This window comes from Ensifer adhaerens (assembly GCF_001270265.1).
Taxonomy (GTDB): Bacteria; Pseudomonadota; Alphaproteobacteria; order Rhizobiales; family Rhizobiaceae; genus Ensifer; species Ensifer adhaerens_B.
In genome coordinates, this window is sequence record NZ_LGAP01000005.1 from 81133 (window position 1) to 95643 (window position 14511).

General features: G+C 61.2%; 16 protein-coding genes. 4 read left to right on the forward strand and 12 right to left on the reverse strand.

Translation table 11 applies throughout. The features are described 5' to 3' along the window. Positions 1 to 49 precede the first annotated feature (49 nt). Positions 50 to 961 (reverse strand): ABC transporter substrate-binding protein, encoded by a 912-nt coding sequence (locus tag AC244_RS11735; RefSeq protein ID WP_053249010.1) that lies wholly within the window; start codon positions 959 to 961, stop codon positions 50 to 52. A 336-nt stretch (positions 962 to 1297) separates the two neighbouring features. On the opposite strand from AC244_RS11735, the gene AC244_RS11740 reads away from it, so the two are divergent. Beyond that, positions 1298 to 1765: a hypothetical protein gene (locus AC244_RS11740; protein WP_053249011.1), complete on the forward strand. Its 468-nt coding sequence runs from the start codon at positions 1298 to 1300 to the stop codon at positions 1763 to 1765. Further along, the gene (locus AC244_RS11745) at positions 1762 to 3138 is read left to right on the forward strand and encodes an FAD-containing oxidoreductase (RefSeq protein ID WP_053249012.1); all 1377 of its coding nucleotides are present in this window, start codon (positions 1762 to 1764) and stop codon (positions 3136 to 3138) included. The genes AC244_RS11740 and AC244_RS11745 overlap by 4 nt, the downstream gene beginning before the upstream one ends. A gap of 30 nt (positions 3139 to 3168) precedes the next feature. Here the strand turns inward: AC244_RS11745 and AC244_RS11750 are convergent, their stop codons facing one another. The 8 genes from AC244_RS11750 to AC244_RS11785 form a co-directional block, all read right to left on the reverse strand. Further along, positions 3169 to 4320: a M20 aminoacylase family protein gene (locus AC244_RS11750; protein ID WP_053249013.1), complete on the reverse strand. Its 1152-nt coding sequence runs from the start codon at positions 4318 to 4320 to the stop codon at positions 3169 to 3171. 10 nt (positions 4321 to 4330) lie between these two features. Next, positions 4331 to 5095: an ABC transporter ATP-binding protein gene (locus AC244_RS11755; RefSeq protein ID WP_053249014.1), complete on the reverse strand. Its 765-nt coding sequence runs from the start codon at positions 5093 to 5095 to the stop codon at positions 4331 to 4333. 36 nt (positions 5096 to 5131) lie between these two features. Beyond that, positions 5132 to 5833, reverse strand: coding sequence for an ABC transporter permease (locus AC244_RS11760; RefSeq protein ID WP_053249015.1), 702 nt, complete (start codon positions 5831 to 5833; stop codon positions 5132 to 5134). After that, positions 5833 to 6546, reverse strand: a complete 714-nt coding sequence (locus tag AC244_RS11765; protein ID WP_053249016.1) for an ABC transporter permease — start codon at positions 6544 to 6546, stop codon at positions 5833 to 5835. Before AC244_RS11765 ends, AC244_RS11760 begins: the two co-directional genes overlap by 1 nt. A gap of 124 nt (positions 6547 to 6670) precedes the next feature. Continuing rightward, positions 6671 to 7471 (reverse strand): transporter substrate-binding domain-containing protein, encoded by an 801-nt coding sequence (locus AC244_RS11770; RefSeq protein WP_053249017.1) that lies wholly within the window; start codon positions 7469 to 7471, stop codon positions 6671 to 6673. A 29-nt stretch (positions 7472 to 7500) separates the two neighbouring features. Continuing rightward, complete coding sequence (locus AC244_RS11775) at positions 7501 to 8304, reverse strand: dimethylarginine dimethylaminohydrolase family protein (RefSeq protein WP_053249018.1); 804 nt, start codon at positions 8302 to 8304, stop codon at positions 7501 to 7503. Positions 8305 to 8335: 31 nt separating this feature from the next. Further along, on the reverse strand, positions 8336 to 9307 hold the full coding sequence (gene ctlX / locus AC244_RS11780; RefSeq protein WP_053249019.1) for a citrulline utilization hydrolase CtlX: 972 nt from the start codon (positions 9305 to 9307) through the stop codon (positions 8336 to 8338). A 1-nt stretch (position 9308) separates the two neighbouring features. After that, positions 9309 to 10361, reverse strand: a complete 1053-nt coding sequence (locus AC244_RS11785; protein ID WP_053249020.1) for an ornithine cyclodeaminase — start codon at positions 10359 to 10361, stop codon at positions 9309 to 9311. Positions 10362 to 10485: 124 nt separating this feature from the next. Between AC244_RS11785 and AC244_RS11790 the strand changes: the two genes are divergently transcribed. Both AC244_RS11790 and AC244_RS11795 read left to right on the forward strand, forming a co-directional pair. Continuing rightward, positions 10486 to 10911 carry an Lrp/AsnC family transcriptional regulator gene (locus tag AC244_RS11790; RefSeq protein ID WP_025428636.1) on the forward strand — a complete coding sequence of 142 codons (426 nt, stop codon included), beginning with the start codon at positions 10486 to 10488 and terminating at the stop codon, positions 10909 to 10911. A gap of 40 nt (positions 10912 to 10951) precedes the next feature. After that, positions 10952 to 11473 carry a hypothetical protein gene (locus AC244_RS11795; protein ID WP_053249131.1) on the forward strand — a complete coding sequence of 174 codons (522 nt, stop codon included), beginning with the start codon at positions 10952 to 10954 and terminating at the stop codon, positions 11471 to 11473. 150 nt (positions 11474 to 11623) lie between these two features. Here AC244_RS11795 and AC244_RS11800 read toward each other — a convergent pair whose 3' ends face one another. The 3 genes from AC244_RS11800 to AC244_RS11810 all read right to left on the reverse strand — a co-directional run bounded on the left by AC244_RS11800 (position 11624) and on the right by AC244_RS11810 (position 14485). Beyond that, complete coding sequence (locus tag AC244_RS11800; RefSeq protein ID WP_053249021.1) at positions 11624 to 12052, reverse strand: OsmC family protein; 429 nt, start codon at positions 12050 to 12052, stop codon at positions 11624 to 11626. Between the two features lie 146 nt (positions 12053 to 12198). Then, positions 12199 to 13788, reverse strand: a complete 1590-nt coding sequence (locus tag AC244_RS11805) for an ABC transporter substrate-binding protein (RefSeq protein WP_053249022.1) — start codon at positions 13786 to 13788, stop codon at positions 12199 to 12201. A 10-nt stretch (positions 13789 to 13798) separates the two neighbouring features. Then, the gene (locus AC244_RS11810) at positions 13799 to 14485 is read right to left on the reverse strand and encodes a helix-turn-helix domain-containing protein (protein WP_053249023.1); all 687 of its coding nucleotides are present in this window, start codon (positions 14483 to 14485) and stop codon (positions 13799 to 13801) included. Between the last annotated feature and the right edge of the window lie 26 nt (positions 14486 to 14511).

Below are 14511 nucleotides of genomic sequence, written 5' to 3' on the forward strand. Positions count from 1 at the left end.
ACGCTGGCCGGATGAGCGCATCCGACCAGCGTCGAGCTTTTGCGTCAACCTATTTCAGGAAGCCGTTCTTCTTCAGGAAGTCTTCGGCAACCGTCTTGGCCGGCTCGCCGCCGACCTGGACGCGGCCATTCAGTTCCTGAAGCGTCACCAGGTCGAGTTTCTCGAAAACCGGCTTCAGCAGGGTCTCGATCTTAGGGTTCTCCTTCAGCACCGCCTCGCGAATGATCGGAGTCGGCTGGTAGACCGGCTGCACTGCCTTGTCGTCCTCGAGGACCACGAGGCCGGAGGGCGCGATACCACCATCGGTTCCGTAGACCATCGCGGCATTGGCGCCATTCGTCTGGTTGGCCGCCGCAGCGATCGTCGCCGCCGTATCACCACCGGAGAGGGTGATGAGTTGCTCCGGCTTCAGCGTGAAGGCATAGGTCGTCTGGAATGCGGGAAGAGCTGCGGCCGAGTTGACGAACTCGGACGATGCGGCGAGCACGACGTTTCCGCCGCCAGCGACATATTTGCCGAAATCAGACAGCGTCTTCAACTTGTTGGCCTCGGCCACATCCTTGCGTAGCCCGATCGCCCAGGTGTTGTTGGCGGGCGACGGCGTCAGCCAGACGATCTTGTTGGCATCATAGTCGAGCTTCTTGGCGGACTCGTAGGCCTTCGCCGCGTCCTTCCAGACCGGGTCATCCGCCTTTTCGAAAAAGAAGGCGGCATTGCCCGTGTATTCCGGATAGATGTCGATCTCGCCGGCGGTAATCGCCTTGCGCACCACCGGCGTGGCACCGAGCTGCACCCGGTCCACCGTCTTGATATCATTGGCATTCAACACGGCCAGGATGATGTTGCCGAGCACACCGCCCTCCGTATCGATCTTCGAGGACACCACAACGTCGGCGTTGGCGGCCGCTGCGGTGAGCGTGAAGGCAAAGGCTGTCCCGATAAGCAGTTTGGTCAGGCGCATGGAGTTCTCCCTCGAAATTCGGTCCCGCAGTTTGATCACGGAATATTCGCGTCGTCCGGGCAAGCCATTCCATATATGTCAGTCTTCGACGAAAAATAGAGCTGCACGCAGAGAGTGCGGCACGCGAAAAATTCCAAACGTCGAGTGACGCCATCGAAAGCATAGACTACTGCCTGAGGCGACACACGATTGGGCGTTGCAATCGGCAGCGTTGTCGGCCACTCTGATTGAGGCCCGCCAGAAACATCCGCTTTCACTCTTGGTTGCGATGCCGCTCGATCCGAACCGCTTGGGGGCTGGCGGCGCGGGTGCGCCCGGCGAACGTTCGGGGAATTGATGTCGATCTATCTTCTCGCGCTTCTTATTGGCGTGGTCGCCGGCCTTCGCACAATGACAGCACCTGCTGCCGTCAGCATTGCCGCTGCCGCCGGCTGGCTGCCGCTTTCCGGCACCTGGGCAACCTTCATGGGCTTCCGGTTCACGCCCTATATCTTCGGGCTCCTGGCCCTGGTCGAATTCGTCACCGACCAGTTGCCGAGCACGCCGAGCCGCAAGGTACCGCAGCAGTTCGGCACACGCATCGTCAGCGGCGGTTTCTGCGGTGCGGTCCTTGGCACTGCCGGCGGCTCGCTGATCGGCGGCTTGATTGCCGGCATTATCGGCGCAGTGATCGGAACGCTTGGCGGCTATGAGGCGCGCAAGCGGCTTGTCGCAGCGACCGGCGGCAAGGACCTGCCGATCGCGCTGCTCGAAGACGTCGTTGCGGTGCTGCTCGCACTTTGGGTGGTGTCCTCGGTGCTATGACAAAACATTTCGACGCCATCATCATCGGCGCTGGCCAGGCGGGACCATCATTGGCCAGCCGTCTGGCCGCTACGGGCAAGACGGTCGCGCTTGTCGAGCGCAAACTCTTCGGCGGCACCTGCGTCAACACCGGCTGCATGCCGACCAAGGCGATGGTCGCGAGCGCCTACGCCGTGCACATGGCACGCCGCGGCGCCGACTTCGGCGTGACGACCGGCCCGGTTTCTGTCGATTTCAAGCGCGTCATGGCACGAAAGGACAAGGTGCGTACCGACGCCCGTTCGGGCGTCGAAAGCTGGCTCAAGGGGATGGAGAACTGTACCGTCTTTGAAGGCCATGCCCGATTTGAGGACCCGCACACGATCCAGGTCGGCGAGCAAAGCCTCAGCGCCGACCAGATCTTTCTGAACACCGGCGGGCGGGCGGCGACGCCGGACTTTCCGGGTGTCGGCGACGTGCCGTTCCTCACCAATGTGTCGATGTTGGACCTCGACGTTCTTCCCAGGCATCTCGTCATCGTCGGCGGTAGCTACATCGGTCTTGAATTCGCACAGATGTTCCGCCGCTTCGGCTCCGAAGTGACGGTGATCGAGAAAGGCCCGAGGCTTATTGCGCGCGAAGACCCTGACGTCTCCGATGCCGTTCTTGCGATCCTTGAGAAGGAGGGCATTCGGTTTCGGCTCAATGCCGAATGCATCCGCTTCACCAGGCAAGGCGCGGATGTCGCCGCCGGCGTCGACTGTACCTCCGGCGCGCCCGAGGTCATCGGCTCGCATCTGCTGCTTGCGACCGGACGCCGCCCAAACACCGACGATCTCGGGCTCGACAGGGCGGGCGTGAAGACCGATGCGCGCGGCTATGTCGAGGTTGACGACGCCTTGTGCACGAATGTGCCGCATATCTTCGCCATGGGCGACTGCAACGGGCGCGGCGCCTTCACCCACACTGCCTATAACGACTTCGAGATCGTGGCTGCCAACCTGCTTGACGGCGAGCCGCGGCGCGTCAGCGACCGCATCTCCACCTATGCGCTCTATATCGATCCGCCGCTCGGGCGTGCCGGCATGAGCGAGACCGAGGCGCGCAAGACTGGCCGAAACATCGCCGTCGGTAGGCGGCCGATGACCCGCGTCGGCCGTGCGGTCGAGAAGGGTGAAACCGAAGGATTTATGAAAGTGGTCGTCGACGCCGACAGCAAGGAAATCCTCGGTGCGTCGATCCTGGGCACCGGTGGCGACGAAGCGGTTCAGAGCATTCTCGACGTCATGTATGCCAAGAAGCCCTACACCACGATCACCCATGCCATGCACATTCACCCGACGGTGTCGGAGCTCATCCCGACGGTCTTCGGCGACCTCGCACCGGCAAGCTGACGGTCGGAAGGCCGACCGTCAGGCCTCCAGTCACACCAGTGCAGAGCGCGCGAGATGGTAGAAATACATCGCACCGCGCTCGAGGATGTCGTCGTTGAAGTCGTAACGCGTCGTGTGGAGCCCACTTGAGTCACCATTGCCGATCAGCACATAGGCGCCGGGAACCTCTTCCAACAGGAAAGAAAAGTCCTCGCTGCCCATCAGCGGCTGGGCGAGTTCGACAAACGACTCCTCGCCGAATTTTTCGATGATCACGGCGCGCGCCTCACCGACCGCATCCGCGTTGTTGATGGTCGCGGGATAGCCGACCTGCCAGCCGAAGGTGACATCGACATTGAAACTCTGCGCCTGGAACTGGGCGATCTGCTCGACGCGCTCCTGCAACTGTTTACGAACGACCGGGTCGGTTGCCCGCATGCTGATCTCCAGCACGGCCGTGTCGGGAATGATGTTCGAGGCAGAGCCCGATTGGAACGAGCCGACGGTGACCACCGAAGGCTGATGCGGCGAGACGTTGCGCGACACGAGCGTCTGCAGCGCCATGACGATGCTGGAGCCGACGACGACGGGATCGACCGTCAGTTCCGGCTGCGCCCCATGGCCGCCCTTGCCCTTGATCGTCAGCGTCAGCACGTCAATCGACGCGGCCACGGCGCCCGCACGCGTCGAGAAGGTGCCGGCCTGCAGACCCGGCCAGTTGTGAAGCGCAAAGACGCGCTCGCAGGGAAACCGCTTGAACAGGCCATCCTCGATCATCAGCTTGCCGCCGCCGAAATTTTCTTCGGCCGGCTGGAAGATCAGATGCACGGCGCCGTTGAAGCTTTCATCCTGCGACAGTAACCAGGCAGCACCCAGCAGCATGCTCGTGTGGCCATCATGGCCACAGGCATGCATCGCGCCGGGATGCTTGCTTTGATAGGCAAGACCGGTTTCCTCCTGCATCGGCAGCGCATCCATGTCAGCGCGAAAACCGATCGAACGGTTGCTGTTGCCGCGCTTCAGCGTCGCGACCATGCCGGTCGTCGCCAGTCCGCGTGTCACTTCGAAACCCCAGGACTGCAGCAGGCCGGCAACGAATTCCGAAGTCTTCACTTCGGACAAGCCGATTTCGGGCATCTCGTGCAGTTTGTGGCGGATGTTGACGAGTTCGGGCAGGAATTCCGCCAAGGTTGCGTCGCGCATGGTTCTCTCCTCAGGCCATCTGCAGGAACTGGCGCAGGCGCGCCGATTTCGGATCGCGCATGACCTGTGACGGGGCGCCGCGTTCCTCGACGAGCCCCTTGTGAAGGAAGATGACTTCGCTTGAGATCTCCCGCGCCAGCGACATTTCGTGCGTCACCATCACCATGGTGCGCCCCTCCTCCGCCAGTTTCTTGATGACCAGCAGCACCTCGTTGACGAGTTCCGGGTCGAGCGCCGAGGTCGGCTCGTCGAAGAGCATGACATCGGGCTTCATCGCCAAAGCCCGGGCGATTGCCGCGCGTTGCTGCTGGCCGCCCGAAAGCTGGTTGGGATAGTGATCGCGCTTCGGCGTGATGCCGACCTTCTCCATCAGCACTTCCGCCTCGCCGACGGCGTCCTTGCGCGTCATGCCGAGCACATGCATCGGACCTTCGATGATGTTTTCGAGGATGGTCTTGTGCGACCAGAGATTGAAGCTCTGGAACACCATGCCGAGACGGGTGCGGATATGCTCGAGCTGCCGCTTGTCTGCGGCAACGAGCTTGCCGTCCTTGCCCTTCAAGGTCCGGATCACTTCGCCCGACACCGAGATTTCCCCCTCGTCCGGCGTCTCGAGATAGTTGATGCAGCGCAGCAGCGTGCTTTTGCCCGAGCCGCTGCTGCCGATCAGCGAAATGACATCGCCGGATCTCGCTTCGAACGAAACGCCCTTGAGCACCTCGACCGAGCCGAAGCTCTTGTGGATGTTCTTCACAGACAGTGCGGTTGCGACCATCGTCGTTCCTCCCGTGGCGCCTTGCGCGCCTTGTGCTTATGCCTTCGCCGTACGGTAGCGGGTCAGCCGCTTTTCGACGACGTTCATCACCCGCGTCAGGATGAAGACGACGGTGAAATAAATGATGCCGGCCGCGATCAACGGCTCGAAGATCAAGAGCGACTGGCGCTGCAGCATACGTGCGGTGCCCATGACCTCGAGAATGGTGATCGTCGAGGCGAGCGAGGTCGTCTTCAACAGGATGATGAGATCACCCGTCAGAACCGGCAGGCAGGAACGCAGCGCCTGCGGCAGCGTGATGCGTCTGAGGATCAGCGACGACCGCATGCCGATCGACTTCGCCGCCTCGATCTGCCCGCCCGGGATCGCCTTGATCGCACCGCGGATGACTTCCGCGTTGTAGGCCGCCTGATTGAGGCTGAGCGCGAAGATCGCATACCACAGGCCGTCGCGAAGATAGGGCCACAGGAAGCTGTGGCGAACCCAGGTTCCAGGCAGGACCTGTCCGAGGCCATAATAGACGAGGTAGATCTGCACGAGCAGCGGCGTGCCGCGGAACGCGAACGTGAAGACATAGGCCGGCATCGACAGGATGCGGCGGGTCGAAAGCCGCGCGAGCGCGACAAGCGTGCCGATGGCCAGGCCGAAGACGCCGGCAACGGCCGTCAAAAGCAGCGTCAGCGGGGTTGCCTTGATGAGCGCCGGCAGGAAGCCGATAACGTTGGAGATCGTTTCCATCAATGGTGCCCCCGGTTAAGGCGGCGTTCGATCTGAGCGATCACCAAGGCGGAGACGAGCGTGATCAAAAGGAACAGGACGGCCGTCAACCCGTAGAAGAAGATGTATTGCTTGGTGCCAGCGGCAGCGCGGTAACCGGTATAGAGCAGTTCGCTAAACGAGCCGAGCACACTGATGATGGCGCTTTCCTTGGTGATGGAAAGCCACAGATTGCCCATGCCGGGCACGGCGTGGCGCATCATCTGCGGCAGCACGACGCGGGTGAAGACCTTGCGCGGCCGCATGCCGATCGAAACCGCAGCCTCGATCTGTCCCGGCGGAACAGCAAGGAAGGCCGAACGCAGCACTTCCGTCATGAAGGCGCCGGAGACGAAGGCAAGAGCGATGATGGCCGCCCAGAACGAGCTGAACTGGAACGTCTCGGCAACGAGACCGAAATGCTTCAGCAGCCGCTCAGCACCGCTTGCCACCGAGAAATAGAGAAGCAGGATGACCAGTAATTCGGGAAGCGAACGCACGACGGTGGTGTAGATATCGGCCAGCAGCCGCGGCAAGCGGTGCTTCGACAACTTTCCGGCAGCACCCAGCAACCCGAAGACGACCGCGACCGCATAGGCGACCACGGAGACCTGCAGCGTCATCACCAGGCCCCAGGCGAAATCGTCGCCCCAGCCCTCGCCGCCCCAGGCAAGCAATTGCCAGTAATAGTCCATCCGTCGTTACCTGTTCCCGATTGGTGTCGTCAGCCAAAGGCTACGATGATGCCCCGGACGCTGCGGTCCGTTCGGCAATCGAGGGCGAAGGGGCTCAGCCCCTCGCCCTCGATAAAATCAGTGACTACTTCTTGCCGAAGATCCACTTGTCGACGAGCGTCTTGACCTGTCCGTCCTTTTCGAGAGCGGCGAGACCGGCATTGACCTTTTCGAGCGTCGCAGCGTCACCCTTGCGCACGGCATAGGCAACACCTTCGCCGAGAACGGCATTCTTCGGCACTTCGACCTTGACTTCGTAGTCGGCGCCGTCGGGCGACTTGAGGAACGTCTGGATGTAGAGGTCCGGGATCAGAACGTAGTCAACGCGGCCGGCGACGAGATCGGCAACGGAGTTGTCGGCGGTGTCGTAGCTCTTCGCCTCGGCGCCCGGCAGATACTTGGCAACATAGGCCGACTGCACGCTCGACGTCTGGACGCCGATGATCTTGCCCTCGACGCTGGCCGGATCGATGATCTGGCCGGTGCCATCGGCAGCGTCGATCGTCTTGATCTCGCTGGTGTCGGACTTGGCACCGACGAAGGACGTGCCCTCGGTGTAGTAAGGCGTCGAGAAATCGACGACCTTGCGGCGTTCATCGGTGATAGAGAACGCGCCGATGATGAAATCGACCTTGTTTTCCTTCAGCGAGGGAATGAGACCATCCCATGCCATCTGGTTGATGTCGCACTTCACCGCCATCTTTTCGCAGAGCGCGCGCGACAGGTCGGCCTCAAGGCCTTCCCATTCGCCGCCGGCATTGACCTGCGTGAAGGGCATGTATGGCTCAGGTGTCATGCCCAGACGCACCGTGTCTTCAGCGAAAGCGGCGCTCGCCGCCATGGAAAGGGCGATCCCTGCGAACAGGGCCGACTTGAACGTTCTCATGATATTTCCTCCGCGAATATGTGTTTGGATCAGAGCGTGTTGCTGAACCAGCGCAGCGACATGCAGGACAGGCCTGCATCGATCTTGCCGATTTCGGTGGTCTTCAGCGGTGCGACCTTGTAGCCGAGCTTGTCGAGCATCTCGATCGTGCGCGGGAAGTCGGAACCAACCATGACGACATCGTTGACGCGCAGCGCGTTGGCCGCCGGCTCTTCGCCTTCCGGAATGATGACCTGCTTGAAGCGGTCGAACACGCCCGACTTGGCGAGACGAGCGGTCGAAAGCACGGTTTCCTCATCGAGCAGCGAGCAATCGGTCTTGAAGTGCAGCACGCCTTCAGGGGTGGCGACGATCTCGCTCTTGCGGCCGAGCTTGTCGAGGCAGGCCTGCAGCGCTTCCGCACCGACCTTGTCGGTGCGCGCCGAAAGGCCGATCATCACGCTTTCGCGGGTCGTCAGCACGTCGCCGCCGTCGGCAAGGCCGCTACCCGGCAGGTCGAGAACCGTCTCGAACATGGCGCGAAGGGTCGGCTCGATCTCGATCGTTTCCTTGACGCGGGTCGCAGCGCCCGGACGCAGGAGGATCGCACCTTCGGTGAAGACCAGCGCCGGATCTTCAACGAAGATCGAATCCGGGAAGGCTTCGAGTGCCGGAAGAACGGTGACCTTGACGCCCGCATCCTTCATCGCAGCGATGTAGGTATCGTGCTCGGCCTTCACGCCCTCATAGGTCGGATTGCCACGATCGTCGGCGCGCAGGCCGTTGACGACGGTGGTCGACGGCGTACGGACGATGATGTTGTTGAAATTGTAGACGGGGCGTGCTTGCGACATTTGTAGTACCTTTGGCTTGGATGAGGTGCTTCTATCGATCGGATGTGGCGGCGTAAAGCTTTTGCGTACCGGCCGGTTCTCTGCGCGACAAATGAACGCCGGCGAGCATGCAGCGCACGGAGCCGCCGGCAAGCTCGATGGTGGGCACGTCGAAGGCGAGCACACGGGCCGAAGCCTCAAGCGCCTTGATCTGATCCGGGCGGAGCGACGCAAGCGCGCGCGCCGACATCACGACGACACGCCCATCGGCACCATCGAGTTCTATCGCGTTGCCGGCAAAGTTCTCGATCTGATCGATCGTGAGGTCGATGACCTGCCGGCCGGTTTCTTCCAACCGCGCGCAGATCTCCTGGCGCCGTGCAGCATCGGGGATCATGCTGGTGCCAATCAGTGCAAAGTCGGTGCCGATGCACATCAGCACATTGGTGTGGTAGATCGAATTGCCGTTGCGATCGACCGCGCCGAAGACCATCGGTTCGAAATTGAAGTGGGTGCAGAAACGTTCCAGCGCCACCTCGTTGGTGCGGTTCGACCGCGCCGCATAGGCCACGCGACCGATATGGTCGAGCACCATGGCGCCGGTACCTTCGAGATAGACGCCGTCCTTTTCGAGGCCCGAATAGTCGATCACGTCCTGGACGCGGTACTCGTTCTTGAGCATCTCGATGATATCGGAGCGGCGCTCGCTCTGACGACTTTCCGAATACATCGGATAGATCGCCACGTGCCCACCCGAATGGGTGGAGAACCAGTTGTTCGGAAACACCGAGTCCGGACGCGTCATCGTCTCGTCCTCGAACAGATGGACGGCGACGCCGGCGGCCGACAGGCCGTCAGCCATGCGCGTCACTTCGTCGAAAGCAGCCGTTGCGATCGCCGAAGGCTGACGCGCCTCGTCGTTCGACTGAAAGGCATTGTCCTTGGCCGTCATCGGGTTCGGGCCGAAATGGTGCGGACGGATCATCACGACGCCCTTGGGCGCCTGCACGGACAGTCTCTTCATTTCAGGCAACGCTCCGCTCGGCAAGGGCAGCGGCAACCGGCTGCTTGAACAGACCATAGAGGTCACGCGGATGCTCCGGCTGCGTTGTCAGGTCGAGCTCGGTGTAGAAGGCCGTGCCCTGAATCCTGTCGCGAAGGAAGCGCAGCGCCGAGAAGTCCTCAGTGGCAAAGCCGACGGAATCGAAGATGGTGATTTGGGAGCCCGACCGGCGCCCTTCCGCCTCGCCCACAATCACGCGCCAAAGCTCGGTTACCGGGAAGTCCGGCGCCATCTGCTGGATTTCGCCTTCGATCCGGGTCTGCTCCGGATATTCGACGAAGACGTCGGCGCGACGCAGGATATCTCCCTGCAGTTCGGTTTTACCGGGGCAATCGCCACCAACGGCGTTGATGTGCACGCCAGCGCCGACCATGTTGTCGGAGAGGATCGTCGCGTTGCGTTTGTCGGCTGTCACCGTCGTGATGATATCGGCTCCGGAAACAGCCTCTTCGGCGGTCTTCGCCACAACGATATCGAAATCCATGTCGGCGAGGTTCTTCTGGAACTTGTCCGCCGCTTCGATATCGATATCGAAAACCTGCAGACGCTTGATGCCGAGCAATGCCCGGAACGCCAGCGCCTGGAATTCAGATTGCGCGCCAAGGCCGATGATCGCCATCGAGCGGGCATCTGGGCGAGCGAGGTATTTTGCCGCCAGCGCCGAGGTCGCGGCGGTGCGCAGACCGGTCATGATCGTCATCTCGGAGACGAGACAGGGATAACCCGTGCTGACATCGGAAAGAACGCCGAAGGCCGTGACCGTCTGCAGGCCGACATTCGGGTTCTTCGGGTGGCCGTTGACGTATTTGAAGCCGTAATGCTCGCCGTCAGACGTCGGCATCAGTTCGATGACGCCCGTCTTCGAATGGCTCGCAAGCCGCGGGGTTTTCTCAAAAGCGTTCCACCTGCGGAAATCGTCTTCGATATATTCCGCAAGACCCAACAGGAACGTTTCAATGCCGATCGATTTGACCAGCTCGATTACGTTGCCGACACCGACATACTGAACCACGATTCCAACTCCATCGGGAAATTCGATGAAGTCAGCCTAGGCATGCAAGAAGCGAGTTGAAATTTTAAACTTGCGTAATATTTGAAGAAAGATTGCGCAATTTGCGCAATTACGCTATACGATTTTCATGCATATCTTCGATGATCTTGACCATCAGCTTATCTCGCTACTGCGAGAAGACGGCCGAGCGCCCTACTCCAAGGTCGCCTCGGTTCTCGGCATATCACGGGCGACGGTGCAGACGCGCATCGACCGGCTGCTCGAGACCGGTGCGGTGCTGGGTTTCACGCTGCGCGTGCGCCAGGATTACGACCAGCGCGCTATCCGTGCGATCATGATGATCGAGGTCAGCGGGCGCACAACCACCAAGGTCATCAAGTTCCTTCGCGGCCTGCCCGAACTCTATGCTCTCCACACCACCAATGGCGCCTGGGACATGGTGGCCGAAATCCGCGCCAACAGCCTCAGCGACTTCGACCGCATTCTGCGCGAAGTCCGCGACGTCGAAGGTGTGCTCAACAGCGAGACGAGCATTCTTCTCAGCACCATCTGACATCGGCGCATCCCCGCGCCCCGCAAACACAGGCATGACCGTGAGCCATATTCCGCAGATCGATTACGACACCGCGCCCGACGCTATCCGTTCCGCCCATGACGAGGAGGTCCGCGTCCGTGGGCGGATGACCAACATGAAGCGCACCCTCTTACATTCGCCGACAGCGCACCGGATCTACGCGGAGTGGTTCACGCTGAGGGAGGAGTTGCGGCCGGCGCTCGACGATCGGGCAATCTGGTTGCTCTCGCATGCGATCTCCGAGGCGATGCAGTCACCGATCGCCATGGGCTTCTTCCGCCGCGCCTTCGCCAATTCCGGCGTCGATTTTCATTCGCTCGTACCGACGGCAGACGAACAGCGGCTGATCGACTTCGGCCGGGCGATCGTCGCCAATTCCAATGCGGTACCCGCAGATATCTGGGATGGGTTGAAAGCACGCTACGACAATGCGGCGCTCGTCAACCTCGTGGCGTTTGCGGGGATCATGGTTGCAACCGCGTTGTTCAACAATGTCGTCGAAGTCGAATTCGACCCGGAATTGGCGCCGTTCATGGACTGAGTGAGCAGTGGTCCGAGGCAGTCGGGCTGCACATAAACAGCGCCCGCGCGTCAAACACGACGCGCTAAGGACACTGCAATCCCATTAAACGTGCCGCATAATTTCCGCCTCAACTCGATTCCGACGTAAGGCATTGTGCAGCAAGGCGGATCAATCGGCGTATCGGGTGGTGAATTCCGGGTTGCCGCGCAAGGTGTTGCTGACGGTGCAGATTTCGTTTTCGGCAGCCTCGGCGATCGCATGCCGGGTCGCCTCGTCAAAGTCGCCCTTGATATCGAACAGGATGTCGAATTTCGCGATGCGTGACGGTTCGTCATGGGCTTTCTCGCCCGTCACCTTGGCGCTGACTTCGGTCAGCCGGTCGAGCACGCCAAAGCGGCTAGCGGCAATGCGGGCGCTCAATACCAGGCAGCTTGCGAGCGAGGCGTAGAGGAGATCAAGCGGTCCGTAGCCGGGCTGCGATGGTCCCGTCACGATATCCAGTTCACCACCCGTCACCGAGGTCACATGCGGGAAGCCGGTTTTGCCAACCGTGGCCGTTGCGCCTGTTTCTCGCGTCCGTACCTTCACATCTGCCATTTTATTCGCCTTCTCCGATATTCGCGAAATCGGTCTCAACGCTTACGCAGTAGTCCCGATCCGGCCGTCATGCCGTGGGCCACTTGTGGCCCACGGTTCTGATATGTCCGCGCTCCGTCGCTGGCGCAAGTGAGCGCGCGCTGGAATCAGTCCTTCTTGACGAGGCGGTAGAAGACGAAGTCGGAGGTGGCGCCGTTGACGTAACCTTCAACCTTGTCCTTCATTGCAACCTGCGTTGCAGCCTGGAACGTGATCACGATCGGCGACTTCTCCTGCACCTTGCGCTGCAGGTCGACATAGAGCGCCGAGCGCTTGGCCGGATCGGCTTCCTTCAACGCAGCTTTCGTCGCTTCGTTGAGTTCGGCCGGGACCGCCCAGCCGTTACGCCACGTGGTCGTCGACTGATACTTGTCGTCCGCATTGTCTTCGTTATAGGCGAAGGCCTTGGCGTTCGAATGCGGGTCCATGAAGTCCGGACCCCAATAGAGCAGCATGGCTTCGTGGGTACGGGCGCGGTACTTGGTGATGACCTGGCTGCCGGTTCCCGGGATGATCTCGAAGTTGATGCCGGCCTCGGCGAAGGAAGCCTGCAGCGACTGTGCCATGTCGGTGAACGGCGTCGAGTTGATGACGTCGAGCGTCACCTTGATCGGCGTCTGGATGCCCGCGTCAGCGAGGATCTTCTTCGCCTTTTCGACATCGTACGTGTAGGGGGTTTCGTCGAGTGAGCCCGGGAAACCCTTCGGCCAGAAGGCCTGGTGGACCTCCATCTGGCCCTTGAGGAAACTGCCGGTCATGCCCTTGTAGTCGACGAGATAGCGGGCTGCTTCCCAGACGGCTTCCGGCTGCAGCGCTGCGGCCTTCTGGTTGAACGACAGGAAGTGAACGGCTGCCTGCGGATAGGATTCGACCTTCATGCCGCCCTTGGCTGCAAGGCTTGCGACCTGGTCGGGCGTCAGGTTCTTCGCCATGTCGACGTCGCCGGTTTCAAGCATCAGTTGCTGCGTTGCGGCTTCTGCGACGTGACGGATGATCACGCCCTTGATTGCCGGAGCGCCACCGAAATAATTCGGGTTGCTCTGCAGGTTCAGAAGTTCGCCGGCGCGGAAGGCCTTCAGCACGAACGGGCCGGATCCGGCCGAATTCGCCTTGAGCCAGGCATTGCCATAGTCGCCGTCGGCTTCATTTGCTTTGACGGCTTCCGCATCGACGACCGAAGCCGGACGTGCCGCCAGCACGTTGAGCACGAAGGCCGACGAGAAGTCGCCCTCATATTTGATCGTGACCTTGTTGCCATCGGCAGTCACCATCTTGTCGATGTTCTCAGGGGTCCAGCCGAGCTGCGTCAGGATGAAGGCAGGCGCTTTGTTGAGCACGACGACGCGCTTGAAGGAGTAGACGACATCTTCGCCGCGCAGCGGGTTGCCCGAGGAGAAGGTCACGCCGTCACGCAGGGTGAAGGTGATCGTCTTTGCCGCATCGTCAGCGGTCCATTCGCTGGCAAGTCCCGGTGCAAGCTTCAGAACGTCAGGCGCATCATATTGCACCAGACGGTCATAGGTCTGCGTCACATATTCGCCGGACGAAAACTCATAGGCCTCAGCCGGATCGATGCTGACGATATCGTCGATGTTCTGGGCAACCACCAGCACTTCGGCGGGTGTCTCCGCCAAAGCTGCCGGAGACACGCTCAGCATTAAGGACGCCGCGAAAACCGCGGCCTTGAACATTCTCATCATCGCTCTCCTATTTTCGATGAGGTTTGGTTTTTGTTGTCGTCGCCGGCTTGGTCGCCGCCTGGGGCATGCCGGTCTCGTTGGGCAAGGGTGCGCGGGACCGGAACAGCGGCAAGGTGCCGGTCCAGATCAGCCGGACGGGCGTATCCGTCCTGTTCCACCAGTAGTGTGGCTGGATGCCGCGAAAATGCAGGCCGTCGCCGGGGGTAAGCGTGGTCTCGTCATCATCGAGGCCGAACAGGATTTCGCCTTCGAGCAGATAGACCAGTTCCTCGCCCTCATGGCTGAACACCTCTGAGCGGTGCCCGGCGGGGATGGTGATGACAAAGCTGGACAGCTGGTTTCCAGCAAAATCCGCGCCGATCCGCTCATAGGACACCGGCGAACCGCCGACGGAAAAGACCATGCGTTCGCCGGCACGCGACAGACCGGTATCGATCGCCGGCGCCAGGATGAAGTGGTTGAGCTCGGCGTTCAGCCTCTGGGCGATCTGCGCTAGGGTGCCGAGCGAGGGCATGGCGAGGTCACGTTCGATCTGGCTGAGATAGCCGACCGAGACGCCGGCCGCATCGCTGAGCGCCTGCAGCGTCATATGCATCTGCCGTCGCCGCGCGCGCACCAGCGCGCCGATCCGCGGCTGGCCCGCAGTCGCGGTCCTGGCGGATGCGGTCTCTGCATCCTCAGATGGCACGGTCACGATGGCTTCTCCTCACCAGTAAAATT

Excerpts from the sequence above, each read along its gene's own strand:
- AC244_RS11735 (WP_053249010.1), bottom strand. The coding sequence starts at position 961 with ATGCGCCTGACCAAACTGCTTATCGGGACAGCCTTTGCCTTCACGCTC.
- AC244_RS11740 (WP_053249011.1), top strand. The coding sequence starts at position 1,298 with ATGTCGATCTATCTTCTCGCGCTTCTTATTGGCGTGGTCGCCGGCCTT.
- AC244_RS11745 (WP_053249012.1), top strand. The coding sequence starts at position 1,762 with ATGACAAAACATTTCGACGCCATCATCATCGGCGCTGGCCAGGCGGGA.
- AC244_RS11750 (WP_053249013.1), bottom strand. The coding sequence starts at position 4,320 with ATGCGCGACGCAACCTTGGCGGAATTCCTGCCCGAACTCGTCAACATC.
- AC244_RS11755 (WP_053249014.1), bottom strand. The coding sequence starts at position 5,095 with ATGGTCGCAACCGCACTGTCTGTGAAGAACATCCACAAGAGCTTCGGC.
- AC244_RS11760 (WP_053249015.1), bottom strand. The coding sequence starts at position 5,833 with ATGGAAACGATCTCCAACGTTATCGGCTTCCTGCCGGCGCTCATCAAG.
- AC244_RS11765 (WP_053249016.1), bottom strand. The coding sequence starts at position 6,546 with ATGGACTATTACTGGCAATTGCTTGCCTGGGGCGGCGAGGGCTGGGGC.
- AC244_RS11770 (WP_053249017.1), bottom strand. The coding sequence starts at position 7,471 with ATGAGAACGTTCAAGTCGGCCCTGTTCGCAGGGATCGCCCTTTCCATG.
- AC244_RS11775 (WP_053249018.1), bottom strand. The coding sequence starts at position 8,304 with ATGTCGCAAGCACGCCCCGTCTACAATTTCAACAACATCATCGTCCGT.
- ctlX (WP_053249019.1), bottom strand. The coding sequence starts at position 9,307 with ATGAAGAGACTGTCCGTGCAGGCGCCCAAGGGCGTCGTGATGATCCGT.
- AC244_RS11790 (WP_025428636.1), top strand. The coding sequence starts at position 10,486 with ATGCATATCTTCGATGATCTTGACCATCAGCTTATCTCGCTACTGCGA.
- AC244_RS11800 (WP_053249021.1), bottom strand. The coding sequence starts at position 12,052 with ATGGCAGATGTGAAGGTACGGACGCGAGAAACAGGCGCAACGGCCACG.
- AC244_RS11805 (WP_053249022.1), bottom strand. The coding sequence starts at position 13,788 with ATGAGAATGTTCAAGGCCGCGGTTTTCGCGGCGTCCTTAATGCTGAGC.